The 14,816-nt window shown below is 69.2% G+C and carries 16 protein-coding genes; 1 reads left to right on the top strand and 15 read right to left on the bottom strand.

The annotated features are described in order from the left end of the window. Nucleotides 1-62: 62 nt before the first annotated feature. The 15 genes from ACI1V7_RS04740 to ACI1V7_RS04670 all read right to left on the bottom strand — a co-directional run bounded on the left by ACI1V7_RS04740 (nucleotide 63) and on the right by ACI1V7_RS04670 (nucleotide 14,187). The gene (locus ACI1V7_RS04740; protein ID WP_404530592.1) at nucleotides 63-1,739 is read right to left on the bottom strand and encodes an AMP-binding protein; all 1,677 of its coding nucleotides are present in this window, start codon (nucleotides 1,737-1,739) and stop codon (nucleotides 63-65) included. Between the two features lie 127 nt (nucleotides 1,740-1,866). Next, the gene (locus ACI1V7_RS04735) at nucleotides 1,867-3,570 is read right to left on the bottom strand and encodes a 4Fe-4S binding protein (protein WP_404530591.1); all 1,704 of its coding nucleotides are present in this window, start codon (nucleotides 3,568-3,570) and stop codon (nucleotides 1,867-1,869) included. Further along, nucleotides 3,567-4,079 (bottom strand): DUF3306 domain-containing protein, encoded by a 513-nt coding sequence (locus ACI1V7_RS04730; RefSeq protein WP_404530590.1) that lies wholly within the window; start codon nucleotides 4,077-4,079, stop codon nucleotides 3,567-3,569. Before ACI1V7_RS04730 ends, ACI1V7_RS04735 begins: the two co-directional genes overlap by 4 nt. An 11-nt stretch (nucleotides 4,080-4,090) precedes the next feature. Continuing rightward, nucleotides 4,091-4,537 (bottom strand): DUF3305 domain-containing protein, encoded by a 447-nt coding sequence (locus ACI1V7_RS04725; RefSeq protein WP_404530589.1) that lies wholly within the window; start codon nucleotides 4,535-4,537, stop codon nucleotides 4,091-4,093. A gap of 19 nt (nucleotides 4,538-4,556) precedes the next feature. Further along, on the bottom strand, nucleotides 4,557-5,039 hold the full coding sequence (locus tag ACI1V7_RS04720; RefSeq protein WP_404530588.1) for a hypothetical protein: 483 nt from the start codon (nucleotides 5,037-5,039) through the stop codon (nucleotides 4,557-4,559). 19 nt (nucleotides 5,040-5,058) lie between these two features. After that, on the bottom strand, nucleotides 5,059-5,496 hold the full coding sequence (locus ACI1V7_RS04715; protein WP_404530587.1) for a hypothetical protein: 438 nt from the start codon (nucleotides 5,494-5,496) through the stop codon (nucleotides 5,059-5,061). Between the two features lie 10 nt (nucleotides 5,497-5,506). After that, nucleotides 5,507-6,676: a formate dehydrogenase subunit gamma gene (locus ACI1V7_RS04710; protein WP_404530586.1), complete on the bottom strand. Its 1,170-nt coding sequence runs from the start codon at nucleotides 6,674-6,676 to the stop codon at nucleotides 5,507-5,509. 9 nt (nucleotides 6,677-6,685) lie between these two features. Further along, complete coding sequence (locus tag ACI1V7_RS04705; RefSeq protein ID WP_404530585.1) at nucleotides 6,686-6,907, bottom strand: hypothetical protein; 222 nt, start codon at nucleotides 6,905-6,907, stop codon at nucleotides 6,686-6,688. Further along, nucleotides 6,904-7,584, bottom strand: a complete 681-nt coding sequence (gene fdh3B, locus ACI1V7_RS04700) for a formate dehydrogenase FDH3 subunit beta (RefSeq protein ID WP_404530584.1) — start codon at nucleotides 7,582-7,584, stop codon at nucleotides 6,904-6,906. The genes ACI1V7_RS04705 and fdh3B overlap by 4 nt, the downstream gene beginning before the upstream one ends. Before the next feature lie 19 nt (nucleotides 7,585-7,603). Then, nucleotides 7,604-10,426 carry a formate dehydrogenase subunit alpha gene (locus tag ACI1V7_RS04695; RefSeq protein ID WP_404530583.1) on the bottom strand — a complete coding sequence of 941 codons (2,823 nt, stop codon included), beginning with the start codon at nucleotides 10,424-10,426 and terminating at the stop codon, nucleotides 7,604-7,606. 85 nt (nucleotides 10,427-10,511) lie between these two features. Next, the gene (locus ACI1V7_RS04690; protein WP_404530582.1) at nucleotides 10,512-10,730 is read right to left on the bottom strand and encodes a formate dehydrogenase; all 219 of its coding nucleotides are present in this window, start codon (nucleotides 10,728-10,730) and stop codon (nucleotides 10,512-10,514) included. A gap of 8 nt (nucleotides 10,731-10,738) precedes the next feature. Continuing rightward, nucleotides 10,739-11,524, bottom strand: a complete 786-nt coding sequence (locus ACI1V7_RS04685; RefSeq protein ID WP_404530581.1) for a TorD/DmsD family molecular chaperone — start codon at nucleotides 11,522-11,524, stop codon at nucleotides 10,739-10,741. Nucleotides 11,525-11,629: 105 nt separating this feature from the next. Continuing rightward, nucleotides 11,630-11,752, bottom strand: a complete 123-nt coding sequence (locus ACI1V7_RS04680) for a DUF2474 domain-containing protein (RefSeq protein ID WP_404530580.1) — start codon at nucleotides 11,750-11,752, stop codon at nucleotides 11,630-11,632. Continuing rightward, nucleotides 11,752-12,759 carry a cytochrome d ubiquinol oxidase subunit II gene (cydB, locus tag ACI1V7_RS04675; RefSeq protein ID WP_404530579.1) on the bottom strand — a complete coding sequence of 336 codons (1,008 nt, stop codon included), beginning with the start codon at nucleotides 12,757-12,759 and terminating at the stop codon, nucleotides 11,752-11,754. The genes ACI1V7_RS04680 and cydB overlap by 1 nt, the downstream gene beginning before the upstream one ends. 9 nt (nucleotides 12,760-12,768) lie before the next feature. Next, nucleotides 12,769-14,187, bottom strand: coding sequence for a cytochrome ubiquinol oxidase subunit I (locus ACI1V7_RS04670; protein WP_404530578.1), 1,419 nt, complete (start codon nucleotides 14,185-14,187; stop codon nucleotides 12,769-12,771). 150 nt (nucleotides 14,188-14,337) lie between these two features. Here ACI1V7_RS04670 and ACI1V7_RS04665 point away from each other — a divergent pair, with 150 nt between their 5' ends. Then, nucleotides 14,338-14,814 (top strand): DUF2721 domain-containing protein, encoded by a 477-nt coding sequence (locus tag ACI1V7_RS04665; RefSeq protein ID WP_404530577.1) that lies wholly within the window; start codon nucleotides 14,338-14,340, stop codon nucleotides 14,812-14,814. Nucleotides 14,815-14,816 lie beyond the last annotated feature (2 nt).

The following is a 14,816-nucleotide window of genomic DNA, read 5'->3' as shown; positions in this document are numbered from 1 at the left end:
GCATGCATTATTGCTCTTTTTATAGCATTGTGCCGCACGTCTCGGCGGCGCGCCACCTTCCGTCAGCCTTCGAACTCCTCCTCGCGGAATTCGACGCCCACCCGCTGCCCCGCCGCCTCCGCGCGGCGCAGTTCGACGCGCCGGATCTTGCCGGAGATCGTCTTGGGCAGCTCCGTGAACTCCAGGCGGCGGATGCGCTTGTAGGGAGACAGCCGCTCGCGCGCGAACGCGAAGATGGCGCCGGCCAGCGCACGCGTCGGCTCCACGCCGGGGCGCAGCGCGACGAAGGCCTTCGGCACCGACAGCCGCAGCGGGTCGGGACTGGGCACGATGGCAGCCTCCAGCACGTCCGGGTGCTCGATCAGCACGCTCTCCAGCTCGAAGGGGCTGATGCGGTAGTCCGAGGACTTGAACACGTCGTCGTTGCGGCCCACGTAGAAGTAATAGCCGTCGGCGTCGACGCGGGCCGTGTCCCCCGTGTGGTAATGGCCGGCCCGCATCACGTCGGCCGTCTTGTCCGCATCCCCCTCGTAGCCCAGCATCAGGCCGATCGGCCCGTCGGCGAGGTCGATGGCGATCTCGCCCTCCTCGGCCGGCTCGTCGTCCGGGTCCAGCAAGGCGATCGAGAAGCCCGGCAGCGGGCGGCCCATCGATCCCGGCTTGACGCGCTGGCCGGGCGGATTGCCGATCTGGCACGACGTCTCGGACTGGCCGAAGCCGTCGCGGATGCGGATGCCCCAGGCCCGTTCGACCTGCTCGATGACTTCCGGGTTGAGCGGCTCGCCCGCCCCCACCAGCTCGCGCAGCGGCGGCCGCCAGGCGGCGAGGTCTTCCTTGATCATCATGCGCCACACGGTCGGCGGCGCGCACAGCGAGGTGACGCCGCAGCGCACGATGGTGTCCAGGCAGGCGCGCGCGGAGAAGCGCTCGTAGTTGTAGACGAAGACGGTGGCGCCGGCATTCCAGGGCGCGAAGAAGCAGCTCCATGCGTGCTTGGCCCAGCCGGGCGAGCTGATGTTCCAGTGCACGTCGCCCCGCTGCAGGCCGATCCAGTACATCGTCGACAGGTGGCCCACCGGATAGCTCTGCTGGCTGTGCAGCACCAGCTTGGGCTTGGCCGTCGTGCCCGACGTGAAGTACAGCAGCAGCGGATCGGTGGCCATGGTCGGCCCGTCCGGCACGAAGTCGCGCGCCGCGGCGTGGCTGGCGGCGACGTCGCGCCAGCCGTCCGGCGCGCCGCCCACGGCGATGCGGGTGAAGCCGCCGCCCATGCCGGCGAACTTGTGTGCCTCGGACGCCTGCGCCACGACGTGGGCGACACCGCCCCGCCCCATGCGGTCTTCCAGGTCGGCGCCGGAGACGAGCATCGTCGTCGGCACCAGCACGGCACTCAGCTTGATCGCGGCCAGCATGATTTCCCACAGCTCGACGCGGTTCGGCAGCATCAGGAGCACCCGGTCGCCGCGCCGCACGCCCGCGCCGCGCAGCCAGTTGGCGACCTGGTTCGAGCGTGCCGCCATCTCGGCGAAGCTCAGGGTACGCTCGCTGCCGTCCTCCTCGACGACCCACAGCGCGGGCGTGTCGTTGCCGGCGGCCTGGACGTCGAAGAAGTCCAGCGCCCAGTTGAAGGTGTCCAGCCGCGGCGGCTGGTAGTCGCGGTAGGCGGTGTCGTAGTCGAGGCGGTGGCGCTGCAGGAAGTCGCGCGCGGCGACGAAGCGCCCGGTCGGGGAAGCGGTCATGGTGGTCTCCTGTGCATGAATGCGGCGACGGGATTCTGCGTTCCCTGTCGTGTCGCCCCCATTCTGCCACGGCCGCGCGGGGCTGCGCGACCGTTTCCACCCACGTCGTTGAAGCGCCAGGCGGCTATCAGCGGCGCCTGAGCTCGCGCGCCTCGCCGATCGTCATCTCGTCCTGCGGCGCCATCATGTCGACCACGCGGCAGTCGCCGCACATGCGCATGCGGTCCAGGTTGCCGGCGAACGCGGGGTGGCCGGACAGGCGCGCCAGCATCGCCTCGATCATGCGCACGGTGCCGAACGGCTTGCTGCAGCGGATGCAATGGAAGGGCTGCGTCTCGGCCAGCACCACGGGCTGCTTGCGCGTGGGCAGGAAGGACAGGCGCGGCACCAGCGTGATCGCGTCTTCCGGACAGGTGTCGGCGCACAGCCCGCACTGCACGCAGTTCTTCTCGATGAAGCGCAGCTGCGGCAGGCCCTGGCCATCCTGCAGCGCGTGGGCCGGGCAGGCGCCGACGCAGGACATGCACAGGCTGCACGCCGCCCCATCCACGGCCAGCGCGCCGAACGGGCTGCCCGGCGCCAGCGCCACTTCGTCCGGCTGCACGGGCGCATGGCGGTACAGGTGGTCGAGCGCGTACTCGAGCGAGTCGCGCTTGTCGCGCGCCAGGTGGAAGCCGGCACGGCGGGCCGGCGCCGCGCCGCGCGGCGCATGGGCCAAGGCCAGCGCCAGTTCCGGCACGCTGCCCGCGCGCACCAGCTGCACGTGCGGTCCCGCATAGCCCAGGCCCGCCATCGCCTCCTGCACGACGGCCATCTGGCGGTCCAGCGCGACCACGTACTGCGGCGCCTCCTCGTCCGTCGTCAGCACGGCGACGCCGGCCGCGCCCCAGGCCAGCGCCGCCAGCCAGACGTCGATGCCCGTCGATGCCGCATGGTGCAGGCCCACGGGCAGCACCCTGGCCGGCAGCGCCTGGCCGTCGCGCTCCATCCCCACGAGCAGCGCCGCGCCCGGCGCGCCGTGGAACAGCAGCACGGGATCGCTGCCGCCGGCCTCGAGGTAGGCGTTCAGCATCGCCTGCACGCGCCGGCCCGTGTGCTCGGCGGACGGGTAGGCATAGGCAAGCGCGCCCGTCGGGCAGACGGTCGTGCAGGCGCCGCAGCCGGCGCACAGGTAGGGATTGACCTTGACCAGGTCGCCCGCGCTGGAGATCGCCTCGGCCGAGCAGATGGCGATGCAGGCATTGCAGCCCGTGCGCTGGTTGCGGCTGTGCGCGCACAGGCGCTCCTTGTACTGGAAATACTTCGGCTTCTCGAAGTCGCCGACCATCTCCAGCAGTTCGTCGGCGAGCGCGTCGAGCTCCCTGGCGCGCGCAGCGATCCCCGGCCCCGGCGCGAAATAACCGTGCGGGCGCTGGTGCGCGCCGATCTGCGGCGCGGCGCCGAGGTCGGCGACGAGGTCGAAGCGAGCGTGTTCGGGCGCCCTACCCGCCACCTGCCAGGTCGCCTCGAAGGCGCCCAGCCAGCCGGACAGCACGAGGGCCCGGGCCTGGAACACGGGATAGATGCGCAGCGACGGGGCCGGCACGTCGTCTCCCTCGTCCAGCAGCAGGACCGTCACGGGCACGGCGGCCGCCAGGCGGTCGGCCAGCGGCAGCGCATCGGCGCGACTGCCGACGACCAGCGTCGCGCCGGCGGAGTGGTAGCCGACCGTGTCGAGCGCCTCGGGCGGGTTCAGGGTGTCCAGCACGGCGAGCGCCGCCGCGCGCGCCAGCTGGTTGCGCGCCTCCTGCTGCGGGTCGGCGTCCTGGGCTTCGATCAGGCGGATGTTCATCGTGTCTCTGGTTCCGGTGGGGGTTCTGGTTGTCGTTGTTCTGCCGGCTCTGGCGATGGCGGCGGCGCTTCCGGCTGCGGCGCTGCGTCATCGGGCTCATCGTCGAGCAGGTGGCGGAACACGCTCTTCGCGTGGTCCAGCGAGGCGAGCATGGCGTCGGAGACGGGACTGGGCTTCGTGTAGTCGTCGATGTACACGTCCAGCCCGTCCATCATGTTGAAGTGCGGGTCGGCGAACAGCTTCTTGAGCGCCGTGCGCCGCACCGCCTGGTCGACGCCGCGCGCGACGAAGGCGGAGAAGTCGGCGTCGCTGCTTAGAGCCGCCACGTCTTCCATGGTCGGCAGGCGCACGGGCTCCCGGGCCGCCTCCGGCTCGGGAGCCAGCGCCACGCCCGCGTCCGGCGCCGCGGCAGGAGGAGGCGGCGGCGGCGCTTCCTCGGCGGGCGCATTGCCGAGCTTCGTCTCGGTCTTGCGGCGCGACCAGCGTCTCAGGAAGCCTTCGTCGGCCATGGCTTGATCCGTCATCCGTGCTGGCGTCCCTTCTTGCGCGGCTGCGGCTGGTAGTGTTCGCGCAGGTAGGCGGCCAGCCAGGCGTACACCTCGGCCGGCATGTCGACGCCGTCGGCGTTCTCGCCCGAGTCGAACATGCGCGTGCCCTCGACGTAGCTGACCGAGGCGCGCACGGGCATCGCGCGGCCATCCTGCATGCGCCACAGCACGAATACCTTCGATTCGGGCGCCATGCAGTTCTCGTAATATCCTTCGTTCTCGTCCGGATACAGTTCCAGCTCCAGTCCCGGGACCAGGTAATAGTCGCGTTCCGGCGAGCGGCTGAGTTCCTGCACGTCCCCCAGGTTGCCGCGGTCGGGCACGATGCCGACGGCGGACCAGGCTTCGTCCTCGGTCCAGCGGGTCCTGACCACGCGGCGCTGCATCAGCACGGCGATCGGCATGCTGCCCATTTTCATCGTGTCCTCGTCCTCTCCGTCACTTCTTGCTCGCGTCGGGCGAGCCCTTCTGGACCGTCGGCGGTGTGCCCGCCGCGACGGACTTCGTCGGCCCGGACTTGACGTCCTCGCTGGGCGGCGCGGTGCCGAATTTTTCGCTCTGGATGGGCGCCGCGGCCGCCGCCGGGGTCAGCTTGCCCTGCGGCTGCCCGGCCGGGCCGCCACCGGCGATGGGCGCCGCCGACGCGCCCGCCGGCGCGGCGGCGACGGCCACCGGCGCATGCGTCTTCCAGCCCTGGGCGGCGGCGCGGGCACGCCAGCGCGCGCTCACGGCGTCCATCGATGCGGCCAGGCTTTCCTTGTCCTTGGCGGCCTGGGCGTCGGCCTTGGCCTTCTTGTCGGCCGCCGCCTGCTGCTGGGCCGGAGTCGGGGGCGGCAGCGCGGCGAGCGCGGCGGCGGACGTCGCCGCCAGCGCCAGCACGGCGCCGCGCATCCAGCGGCATGCGCGATGTGGTTCGTTCATCGTGTCCTCCTTCATCCGATCAACGCGACGGCGCCGCGCCGTGGGCCGGGTCGCGGTGCACGGCGCCCGTCGCCGGCGCATTGGCTGGAGCGCCCGGCGGCGGCGTGTTCTCGCCGCTCTGCTGCTGCATCGCTCCGCCACCCGGCGTGCTGGCCGCGCCCGGGTCGCTGACGCCGGCCGACGGTCCCTTGCCCGTCTCGGTGACGGTACCGCCGGTGGCGGCACCCGAGGTATTGCCGCCGCTGCCGCCGGCGATGCCCGGGGTGCCGCCCGCATAGGTCGCCTCGGTCTTGGGCCCGCCGCTGGCCGCCATCACCTGGCCGCTGGTGCCGCCGCCGGACGAGACCACGCCGGGAAACTTCGTCTGGCGCTGTGCCGTGTCGCCGTGCTTCGCGCAGCCGGCCGCGGCCAGCAGCATGGCGGCGGCCGCGAGCCCGATGTTCGGTGCTGTCTTCATGGTGCGCTCCTCAGTGGGCAGGACGCGGCGGCAAGCCCGCGTTCGGCGCCTGGCCTGGTGGATGATTCGGCGGGCTGCCGGGCGGCTGGTCGGGCGGCGTGCGGTCGTCGAAGGTGCCGGGCGGGACGCCCGCCTTGACTTCCTCGTACCACACGGCGTGGTGGGCCTTGGCCCAGGATTCGTCGACGGTGCCGTGGCGCATTGCCTGGTAGGCGCCCGGCGTGCCCCAGGTGCCGATATAGCTGTGTCCCATGGCGGCGGCGATGTAGAACATGGCGCCGACGATGTGCAACGTGTTCGCCACCTGCAGCACGTAGCGGGTCTGGCCGAAGCCGATGAAGTCGAGGATCAGGCCCGTCACCGACATGACGATGCCCAGCAGCGTCACGCCCAGCCAGAACCAGGCTTTTTCGCCGGCGTTGAAGAAGCCGGCCCGCACGTGCTTGTGGGTGACGAGGCCCCCGCCCTGCTTCACCCATTCCCAGTCGATCTTCCTGAGGAAGTTACGGTGCACGAAGGTGAAGAACATCAGCACCGAGCACACGATGAACAGGGGGCCGACGAAGTTGTGCAGGTACTTGAACACGTAGGCGATGAAGGCGAACACGTCGTGCCCGACCAGCGGGATCAGGAGCTTCTTGCCGAACATGATCACCAGTCCCGTCACGGCCAGCACGATGAAGCTGATCGCCGTCGACCAGTGCACCCAGCGCTCCCAGCCGTTGAAGCGCTGGATGCGCCGCCCCGTCTCCGGCGCGTCGGTGCGCACGGGACCGACGAGGCGGTAGAAGAAGAAGATGGCGATGATCACCACGACCAGCAGCGTGCCCATGATGGTGGCGATCGGTCCGTTGCGCCATTCGCGCCAGGTGTTGCCGCCGCGCTGGACGATCACCGTTCCCTCCGTATGGCCGTACTGGCCCAGGTAGTGGCGGTCGATGTGCACGCGGCCGGACGATGCCGAGGCCAGCCCCGGTTCCGGGCTGCGCGAATCGGCTTCGGCCTGCAGGATCGTCTGCTCCTCGGCGTACGCCGGCTCGGCGCGTTCGTTGGGCACGCCCGCGTGGGCGGGCACGCCGGCCAGCACGAGCAGCGCCAGCACGGCAAGCAGGCAGGCGGCGAGGAACCGGGACAGCCGGGCCGCGGACGCCCGCGGCGGAAACTGGAGTGCAAGCATCATCGGTTCCTCCTAGGGATTGGCCCGGTTGAATTCGTTCTGCAGCTGGTTGCGGTTGTTGATCGTGCCCCACCAGGCGAGCTTGTCGTTGTGGAACATGACCTGCTGCTGGCGGTTGTCGGTCTTGCCGGCGTACTGGCCCTTGACCCAGGCCGGATGCTGGTCGACTTCGAGGCAGCCGGCCAGCAGCGCCAGCGGCATGGCAAGGAGGCAGAGTCGCGCACTGGTCTTCATGTCGGCTGCTCCCCCGGATCGTTCTGCGACTGGCCCGGCACCTGGTTGATGCGCGGCGCGTCGCCCCTGGCGCCGATGCTGCCGCCCCGTTTCGGCTTGCCGTAGGCGATCTTCCAGCCCCACAGCTCGGGACCGTAGCCGCGCGTCTCGACGCGCTGGCGGTAGATGTCGGCCAGGATGTTGGCGTCGCCGCCGATCAGCGCCTTGGTGCCGCACATCTCGGCGCAGGCGGGCAGCTTGCCCTCGGCGATGCGGTTGCGGCCGTACTTCTTGAATTCCGCTTCCGACGTGTCCGGCTCGGGGCCGCCGGCGCAGAACGTGCACTTGTCCATCTTGCCGCGGTGGTTGAACAGGCCCGTCTCGGGGAACTGCGGCGCGCCGAACGGGCAGGCGTAGTAGCAGTAGCCGCAGCCGATGCACTGGTCCTTCGAGTGCAGCACGATGCCGTCCTCGGTATGGTAGATGCAGTTGACGGGGCAGACCGCCAGGCATGGCGCATCCGTGCAGTGCATGCAGGCCATCGAGATCGAGCGCTCGCCCGGCATGCCGTCGTTGATCGTCACCACGCGGCGGCGGTTCACGCCCCACGGCGTCTCGTGTTCGTTCTTGCAGGCGGTCACGCAACCGTTGCAGTCGATGCAGCGCTCGGTGTCGCAAATAAACTTCATCCTGGCCATGCGTTTCTCCTTCCCGCCGTCAAGCCCGCACGAGGCGGCACAGCGATACCTTGGTTTCCTGCATCATCGTCACGGCGTCGTAGCCATACGTCCAGCCCGTGTTGACGGCCTCGCCGCGCACCTGCGGTGCGCCGCCCTCCGGATAGCGGTCCTTCAGGTCCTCGCCCATCCACCAGCCGCCGAAGTGGAACGGCATCCACACCAGGCCTTCGGGCACGCGCGGCGTGACCATGGCCATCAGCTTCAGGCGCGCGCCGGTCGGCGTCTCGACCCACATGAAGTCGCCGACCTTGACGCCCACCTGGGCCGCATCGTGCGGGTTCACCTCGCAGAACATGTTCTGCTGCAGCTCGGCCAGCCAGGGGTTGGAGCGCGTCTCGTCGCCGCCGCCTTCGAACTCGACGAGGCGGCCGGACGTCATGATGAGCGGGTAGTCCTTCGAGAAGTCCACCTGCTGCACCGACTTGAACAGCGTCGGCAGGCGCCAGAACGCGGCCTTGTCGTCGTAGGTCGGGTACTGCGCCACCAGGTCGCGCCGCGGCGACAGCAGCGGCTCGCGGTGGACGGGGATCGGATCCGGGAAGTTCCACACATTGCAGCGGGCGCGCGCATTGCCGAACGGGGCGCAGCCGTGCGCGATCACGACGCGCTGGATGCCGCCGGACAGGTCCGTCTTCCAGTTCTTGCCCTCGGCCTGGACCTGCTCTTCCGGCGTCAGGTCGGCCCACCAGCCCAGCTTTTTCAGGAACACGTGGTCGAATTCCGGGTAGCCCGTGTCGAGTTCGCTGTCCTTGGTGAACGAGCCGTCGGCCGCCAGCAGGCTTTCGCCGTTGTGCTCCACGCCCCAGTTGGCGCGGAACGGCAGGCCGCCCTCCGCCACCGGCTTGTGCAGGTCGTACAGGATCGGCGTGCCCGGGTGCTTCATTTCCGGCGTGCCCCAGCACGGCCACGGCAGGCCGTAGTAGTCACCCTTGCACGGGCCGGACTCGGCGCGCATCGTGGTCGGGTTGAACGTGTGCTTGTTCTGCATGTGCAGCTTCAGGCGCTCCGGCGAGCAGCCCGTGTAGCCGATGGTCCAGCAGGAGCGGTTGATCTCGCGCAGGATGTCCTCGACCACGGGCTCGTTGTGCACGACCTTGATGTTCTTGACCAGCTGCTCGGCGAATCCGAATTTTTTCGCGAACAGGTACATGATCTCGTGGTCGGTCTTGCACTCGAACAGGGGCTGGATCACCCGTTCGCGCCACTGGATCGAGCGGTTCGACGCAGTGACGGAACCCTGGCATTCGAACTGCGAGGCGGCCGGCAGCAGGTAGACACCGTTCTCGCGGCCGTGCATGGCGGCCGTCATGCTCGGATACGGGTCGATCACGACCAGCATGTCCAGCTTCTGCATGGCCGCCTTCATGTCCGGCAGGCGGGTCTGGCTGTTGGGCGCGTGGCCCCAGTAGATGACGGCGCGCAGGTTGCTGGGCTGGTCCACGTACTGGTTCTGCTCCAGCGCGCCGTCGTACCAGCGCGACACGGTGATGCCGGACTTTTCCATCAGCTCCTTGGAGCCGTAGCGCGACTTCAGCCACTCGTAGTCCACGCCCCAGACGCTGGCGAAGTGCTTCCACGCCCCTTCCGCCAGGCCGAAGTAGCCGGGCAGCGAATCGGCGTTCGGCCCCACGTCGGTGGCGCCCTGCACGTTGTCGTGGCCGCGGTAGATGTTGGCGCCGCCGCCCTGCACGCCGATATTGCCCAGCACGAGCTGCAGGATCGACAGCGCGCGCACGTTGGCCGTGCCCACGTGGTGCTGGGTGATGCCCATGCACCAGACCACGGACGAGGGACGGTTCGTCGCCAGCATCTCGGCCGCCTTGCGCACGGCCGATTCCGGCACGCCCGTCACTTCGGTGACCTTGTCCGGAGTCCATTTGGCCACTTCCTTGCGCACGTCGTCCATGCCGTAGGTACGGGCGGCGATGAAGTCCTTGTCTTCCCAGCCGTTCTGGAAGATGTGCCAGATCATGCCCCAGACCAGCGCGATGTCGGTGCCGGGCCGCACGCGTACGTAGTGGTGGGCGAACCGCGCCGTGCGGGTGAAGCGCGGGTCGATCACGATCATCTTCGCGCCCAGTTCCTTCGCGTGCAGGAAGTGCAGCATCGAGATCGGGTGCGCCTCGGCCGGGTTCGAGCCGATGAACAGTACCGCCTTGCTGTAGTGCAGGTCGTTGAACGAGTTCGTCATCGCCCCGTAGCCGAAGGTCTGGGCGACGCCGGCCACCGTGGTCGAGTGGCAGATGCGGGCCTGGTGGTCGCAATTGTTGGTGCCCCACATCGACACCCATTTGCGCAGCAGGTAGGCCTGTTCGTTGTTGTGCTTGGAGCTGCCGATCACCATCAGCGCGTCCGGCCCCGCCTCCTGGCGCAGGTGCAGCAGGCGGTCGCCGATCTCGTTGATGGCCTGGTCCCAGGAAATGCGCTCGTACTTGCCGTTGACGAGCTTCATCGGATAGCGCAGGCGCTTTTCGCCGAAGCCGTGCTCGCGCACGGACGCGCCCTTGGCGCAGTGGGCACCCATATTGATGGGCGAATCGAAGGCCGCTTCCTGGCGCACCCAGACCCCGTTGCTGACCACGGCCTCGACCGAGCAGCCCACCGAGCAGTGGCTGCAGACGGTGTGCTTGATCTCGGTCTTGGGCTGCGCCTGCGCGGCCGGATCGGCCGCGTTGGCCGGGCCGATCACGTTCAGCGGCAGGTGGCGCGCGAGCGCACCGGCGCCGGCCGTGATGCCGGCGCCGGCCAGGAAGCGGCGGCGCTTCAGGCCGCTGTCGCGCGATGTCTTCACCAGGGTCATTGCGAACTCCTTCGAATGCGTGCAGTTGTGCTCGGCAGTGCCGGATCACGGGGTCCGGGCACCCGGGTCCGGTCACCCGGTTTTGTTACCAGTATGCGGCGGTACGGTAGTAGGTGCGGATGTGTTCCGTCTCGTGGTAGCCCTTCGGCTCGGGCGCCGGCTCCGGCAGCGCGACGGGCGCGGGCGCGGCGGCATCGGCCTTGCCCGCCACCACGGCGAGCGCGCCCAGCGGCGCCGCCTTCAGCAGGCTGCGGCGGGTCGGATCGGGCCGGTCCTGGGCTGGCGGTCGTTGGTGCTTGTTCATCGTTGGCCTCATGCGGTCAGGGTGGTATCGGCCCGCAGGTCCGGGTCGGACGCGGGCAAGGCGTGGCGCAGGTCGGCGCGCGGCTGGCGCGGCTGTCCTGTCAATGGATCAAGTGCAGGGTCGAGCGGGTCCAGGACGGCGAAGGCCTGGGCCTCGATCGACAGGAAGGCGTCGACCACGCGCGCGACGACGCGGTAGAAATTCGACCCTTCGGTGCCCGCGATGTCGGCCAGGCAGGCCGCGTACCAGGGCCGCAGGTGCGTCTCGAAGAACGCTTTCTGCGCGGGCAGCGGACGGGGCGCCGCGCCGGGACCGCCCTGGATCAGCACGCGCATCGTCTCGCACAGGGCGCCCAGGTGGTCCTCGAACTCGCCGCTGCCCGGCGCGCGCGCGAGGCGCAGCACGGCCAGGTCGTGGCGCAGCTCGGCCAGCGGCACGTCGTTCAGGTGGCCGGTCAGGTAGAAGGATCCGTAGGGATTGAGCAGCGGCGTGCCGGTGCTGATGAACAGCAGGTCGAACTCGTCGGCCGCCGCGCGCGCATCGACGACGCCGGCGGCCTGGGTCAGCCCGAGCCAGGCGTCTTCCAGCGCGAACTCGCCGACGGCGGCGATCGGGTCGGCATGCGCGAGGGCGGCCAGCAGCGCCGCATCGGGCGGCGCCAGCAGCAGGCGCGCGAACAAGGCGTAGAAGTCGGCACGGGCCTGGTCTTCCTCGTGCAGGCCGCCGTCCTGCTGCCGCTCTTGCTGCCGCTCTTTCTGCAGCTGTTGCTGCCGGTCTTGCCGCTGCTCGGACATGCTGCTCCCGTTCACAAAGTTTGTTGCGAGTCTAGCAGCCGTGGCAAAAGAATTGCACACGATAGGACTTTTGGCAGGGGTCGTATCCGCCCGGAATGAAAGCGCTCAATGCAGGCCCGCAAGACGCATTGCCAAGCGCAACAACCATGCCACGACACCCAGTGCCGCCACGCCGCCCAGCCATAAGGCCAGCATCCAGGCGAGCCTGCTCAGCCATGGGCGCCGCATCAGTGATAGCCCTGGTCGGCGCCGACCTTGCCCCGGAACACATAGTAGGACCAGCCCGTGTACGCCAGGATCAGCGGCAGCACGACCAGGGCGCCGACCAGCGTGAAGCGCTGCGAGGCCGGCGGCGCGGCCGCTTCCCAGATCGTGACGGTGGGCGGGATGATGTGCGGCCAGATGCTGATCGCCATCCCGACATAGCTCAGCAGGACGAGCCCCAGCGCCGCCACGAAGGGAACGCGAAACGGGTTGCGCTCGAGCGCGCGCAGCAGGATGAAGGTGCATGCGGCCACCAGCAAGGGCACGGGCGAGAGCAGCAGCAGGTTCGGGAAGCTGAACCAGCGCTCGGCCACCTGGTGGTAGGCCAGCGGCGTCCAGATGCTGACGCCCGCGATGGCGGCCAGCAGCAGCCAGGCGAGCGGCTTCGCCAGGCGGATCATGCGCTGCTGCAACTCTCCTTCCGTCTTCATCACGAGCCAGGTCGCGCCCAGCAGCGCATAGGCGGCCACGACGCCGCACCCGGCCGCCAGCGGAAACGGCGCCAGCCAGTCCAGCGGGCCGCCTGCGTAGCTGCGCCCCGACACGGGAATGCCCTGCAGCAGCGTGCCCAGCGACACGCCCTGGAAGAAGGCGGCCGTCACCGAGCCGCAGATGAAGGCCAGGTCCCAGATGGGGCGTTCACGGTCGTTGGCCTTGAAGCGGAACTCGAACGCCACGCCGCGGAAGATCAGGCCGATGAGCATGAAGATCAGCGGCAGGTAGATGCCGGACAGGATTACCGAATACGCCAGCGGGAAGGCGGCCAGCAGCCCTTCCCCGCCCAGGACCAGCCAGGTCTCGTTGCCGTCCCAGATCGGGGCCACCGTGTTCATCATCGTGTCGCGCTCGCGCCGCCCGCGAACGAACGGGTACAGCAGGCCGATGCCGAGGTCGAAGCCGTCCAGCACCACGTACATGAAGACGGAGAAGAAGATGATCGCGGCCCAGACGGCCGTGGGGTCGAAGTCCATGCGGGTTCCTCAGGGCGGGGAGTCGGCGGCGTCCTTCTCGGGCACCGACAGGGGCCGGGCCGGCGTGCGCTGGTCGCCGGGTCCCCCGTGCGGCGCGCCGTGCACGTCGAAGGCCTGCGGCCCCTTGCGCACGAGGCGCAGCACATAGGCGATGCCGACGCCGAACACGAAGAAATACGAGACGACGAACAGCGCCAGCGACAGCGCGAGCGGCGCCACGCCATGCTTCGAGGCTGCGTCCGCCGTGCGCAGCACGCCGTACACGACCCAGGGCTGGCGGCCGACCTCGGTGGTGATCCAGCCGGCCAGCACGGCGACCAGCCCCGCCGGTCCCATGCAGGCGGCAAAGCGCAGGAAGCCGCGCTGCGTGTACAGGCGTCCGCCGCGGCGCAGCCACAGGCTCCAGGCGCCCAGCAGGATCATCAACAGGCCCAGGCCGACCATGACGCGAAAACTCCAGAACACGATCAGGGAATTGGGCCGCTCGTCGCGCGGGAACTCCTTCAGGCCCTTGATCTGGCCGTCCCAGGTGTGCGTGAGGATGATGCTGCCCAGGCGCGGCACGCCGACGGCGAAGCGGGTCCGCTCCTGCTCCATGTCAGGCACGCCGAACAGCAGCAGCGGCAGCGGCTCGTCGCCCTCGTTCTGCCAGTGGCCCTCCAGCGCGGCGATCTTGGCCGGCTGGTAGCGCAGCGTGTTCAGGCCGTGCATGTCGCCGACGAGCGCCTGGACGGGCGCCACCACGAGCGCCATCCACATCGCCATCGAGAACATCGTGCGCACGGCGGGGCGATCGTTCCCTTTCAGCAGGTGCCAGGCGGCGGACGCGCCGACGAACAGCGCGGTGGCGAGGAACGCGGCGATCGCCATGTGCGCGAGGCGGTAGGGGAACGAGGGATTGAACACGATGGCGAACCAGTCGACGGGGACCATGCGTCCGCCTTCGATCGCATAGCCCTGCGGGGTCTGCATCCAGCTGTTGGCGCCGAGGATCCAGGTGGCCGAGATCAGCGTGCCCAGCGCCACCATGCAGGTGGCGAGGAAGTGCAGGCCGGGGCCCACGCGGGTCCAGCCGAACAGCATCACGCCCAGGAAGCCCGCCTCGAGGAAGAAGGCCGTCAGTACCTCGTAGGTCATCAGGGGCCCGACGATGCCGCCCGCGTATTCGGAAAACGCGGCCCAGTTGGTGCCGAACTGGTAGGCCATCACGATGCCGGAGACGACGCCCATGCCGAAATTGACGGCGAAGATGCGCAGCCAGAAGTGGTACAGGTCGACGAACACCTGGCGCTTGGTCCTGAGCCAGCACGCTTCCAGCACCATCAGGTAGCTGGCCAGGCCGATCGTGATGGCCGGGAACAGGATGTGGAACGACATCGTGAACGCGAACTGCACGCGTGCCAAATCCAGTGCCGCCAATCCGAACATGAAAGTCCTCCCGAGGTCGTATGGCCAATCTTACATGCGCACGGGGCGCACACGCTTGCCGCGTTCGCCCGTGCGATGCACACTGCATCGTTATTTGATGCAGGTAAGACGCGCAAGCCTTGCCGTCCGGCGCATCGCCGAAGGAAGCCCATGGATTTCGAACTCAAGGAAGTGCTGCAAGCCGTCGGCCCCAATGCCGGCCTGGTCTTCGCATCGTGGATGTTCATGCACCTGCTACAGGGACGCTACAGCAGCGCCTACGAGCGCTACCGCAGCCTGGTCGACAACTACCGCCAGGGTGCCGACGGCCAGCGCAAGGAGACGATCCGCGACGAGGTCGCGCTGTACCGCCGCCGCATCGACTGCATGCGCCGGGCGACCGACTTCGGCCTGTACGCCGCCATGTTGCTGATCGGCACCCTGATCATCGCCGTCGCCGACGCCATCTTCAAGGGCACGTCCTTCCTCAAGTACGCAGGCGCCGCGACCACCGTCGTGGGCCTGGCCATGGTGATCTGGGCCGCCGCCCTCGTCGTCAAGGAAAACCGGCTGATCAAGATGCCACTCGACCGCGAGGCCGACGACATGCCCGAACTGGACCGGCACATGCAGGAGCAGCGTACCTGAAT

Source organism: Massilia paldalensis, from assembly GCF_044901715.1.
In the GTDB taxonomy this organism is placed as follows: Bacteria; Pseudomonadota; Gammaproteobacteria; order Burkholderiales; family Burkholderiaceae_D; genus Telluria; species Telluria paldalensis.
Note: the sequence above shows the minus strand (reverse complement) of the source record. Positions and strands in the feature narration are given on the sequence as shown.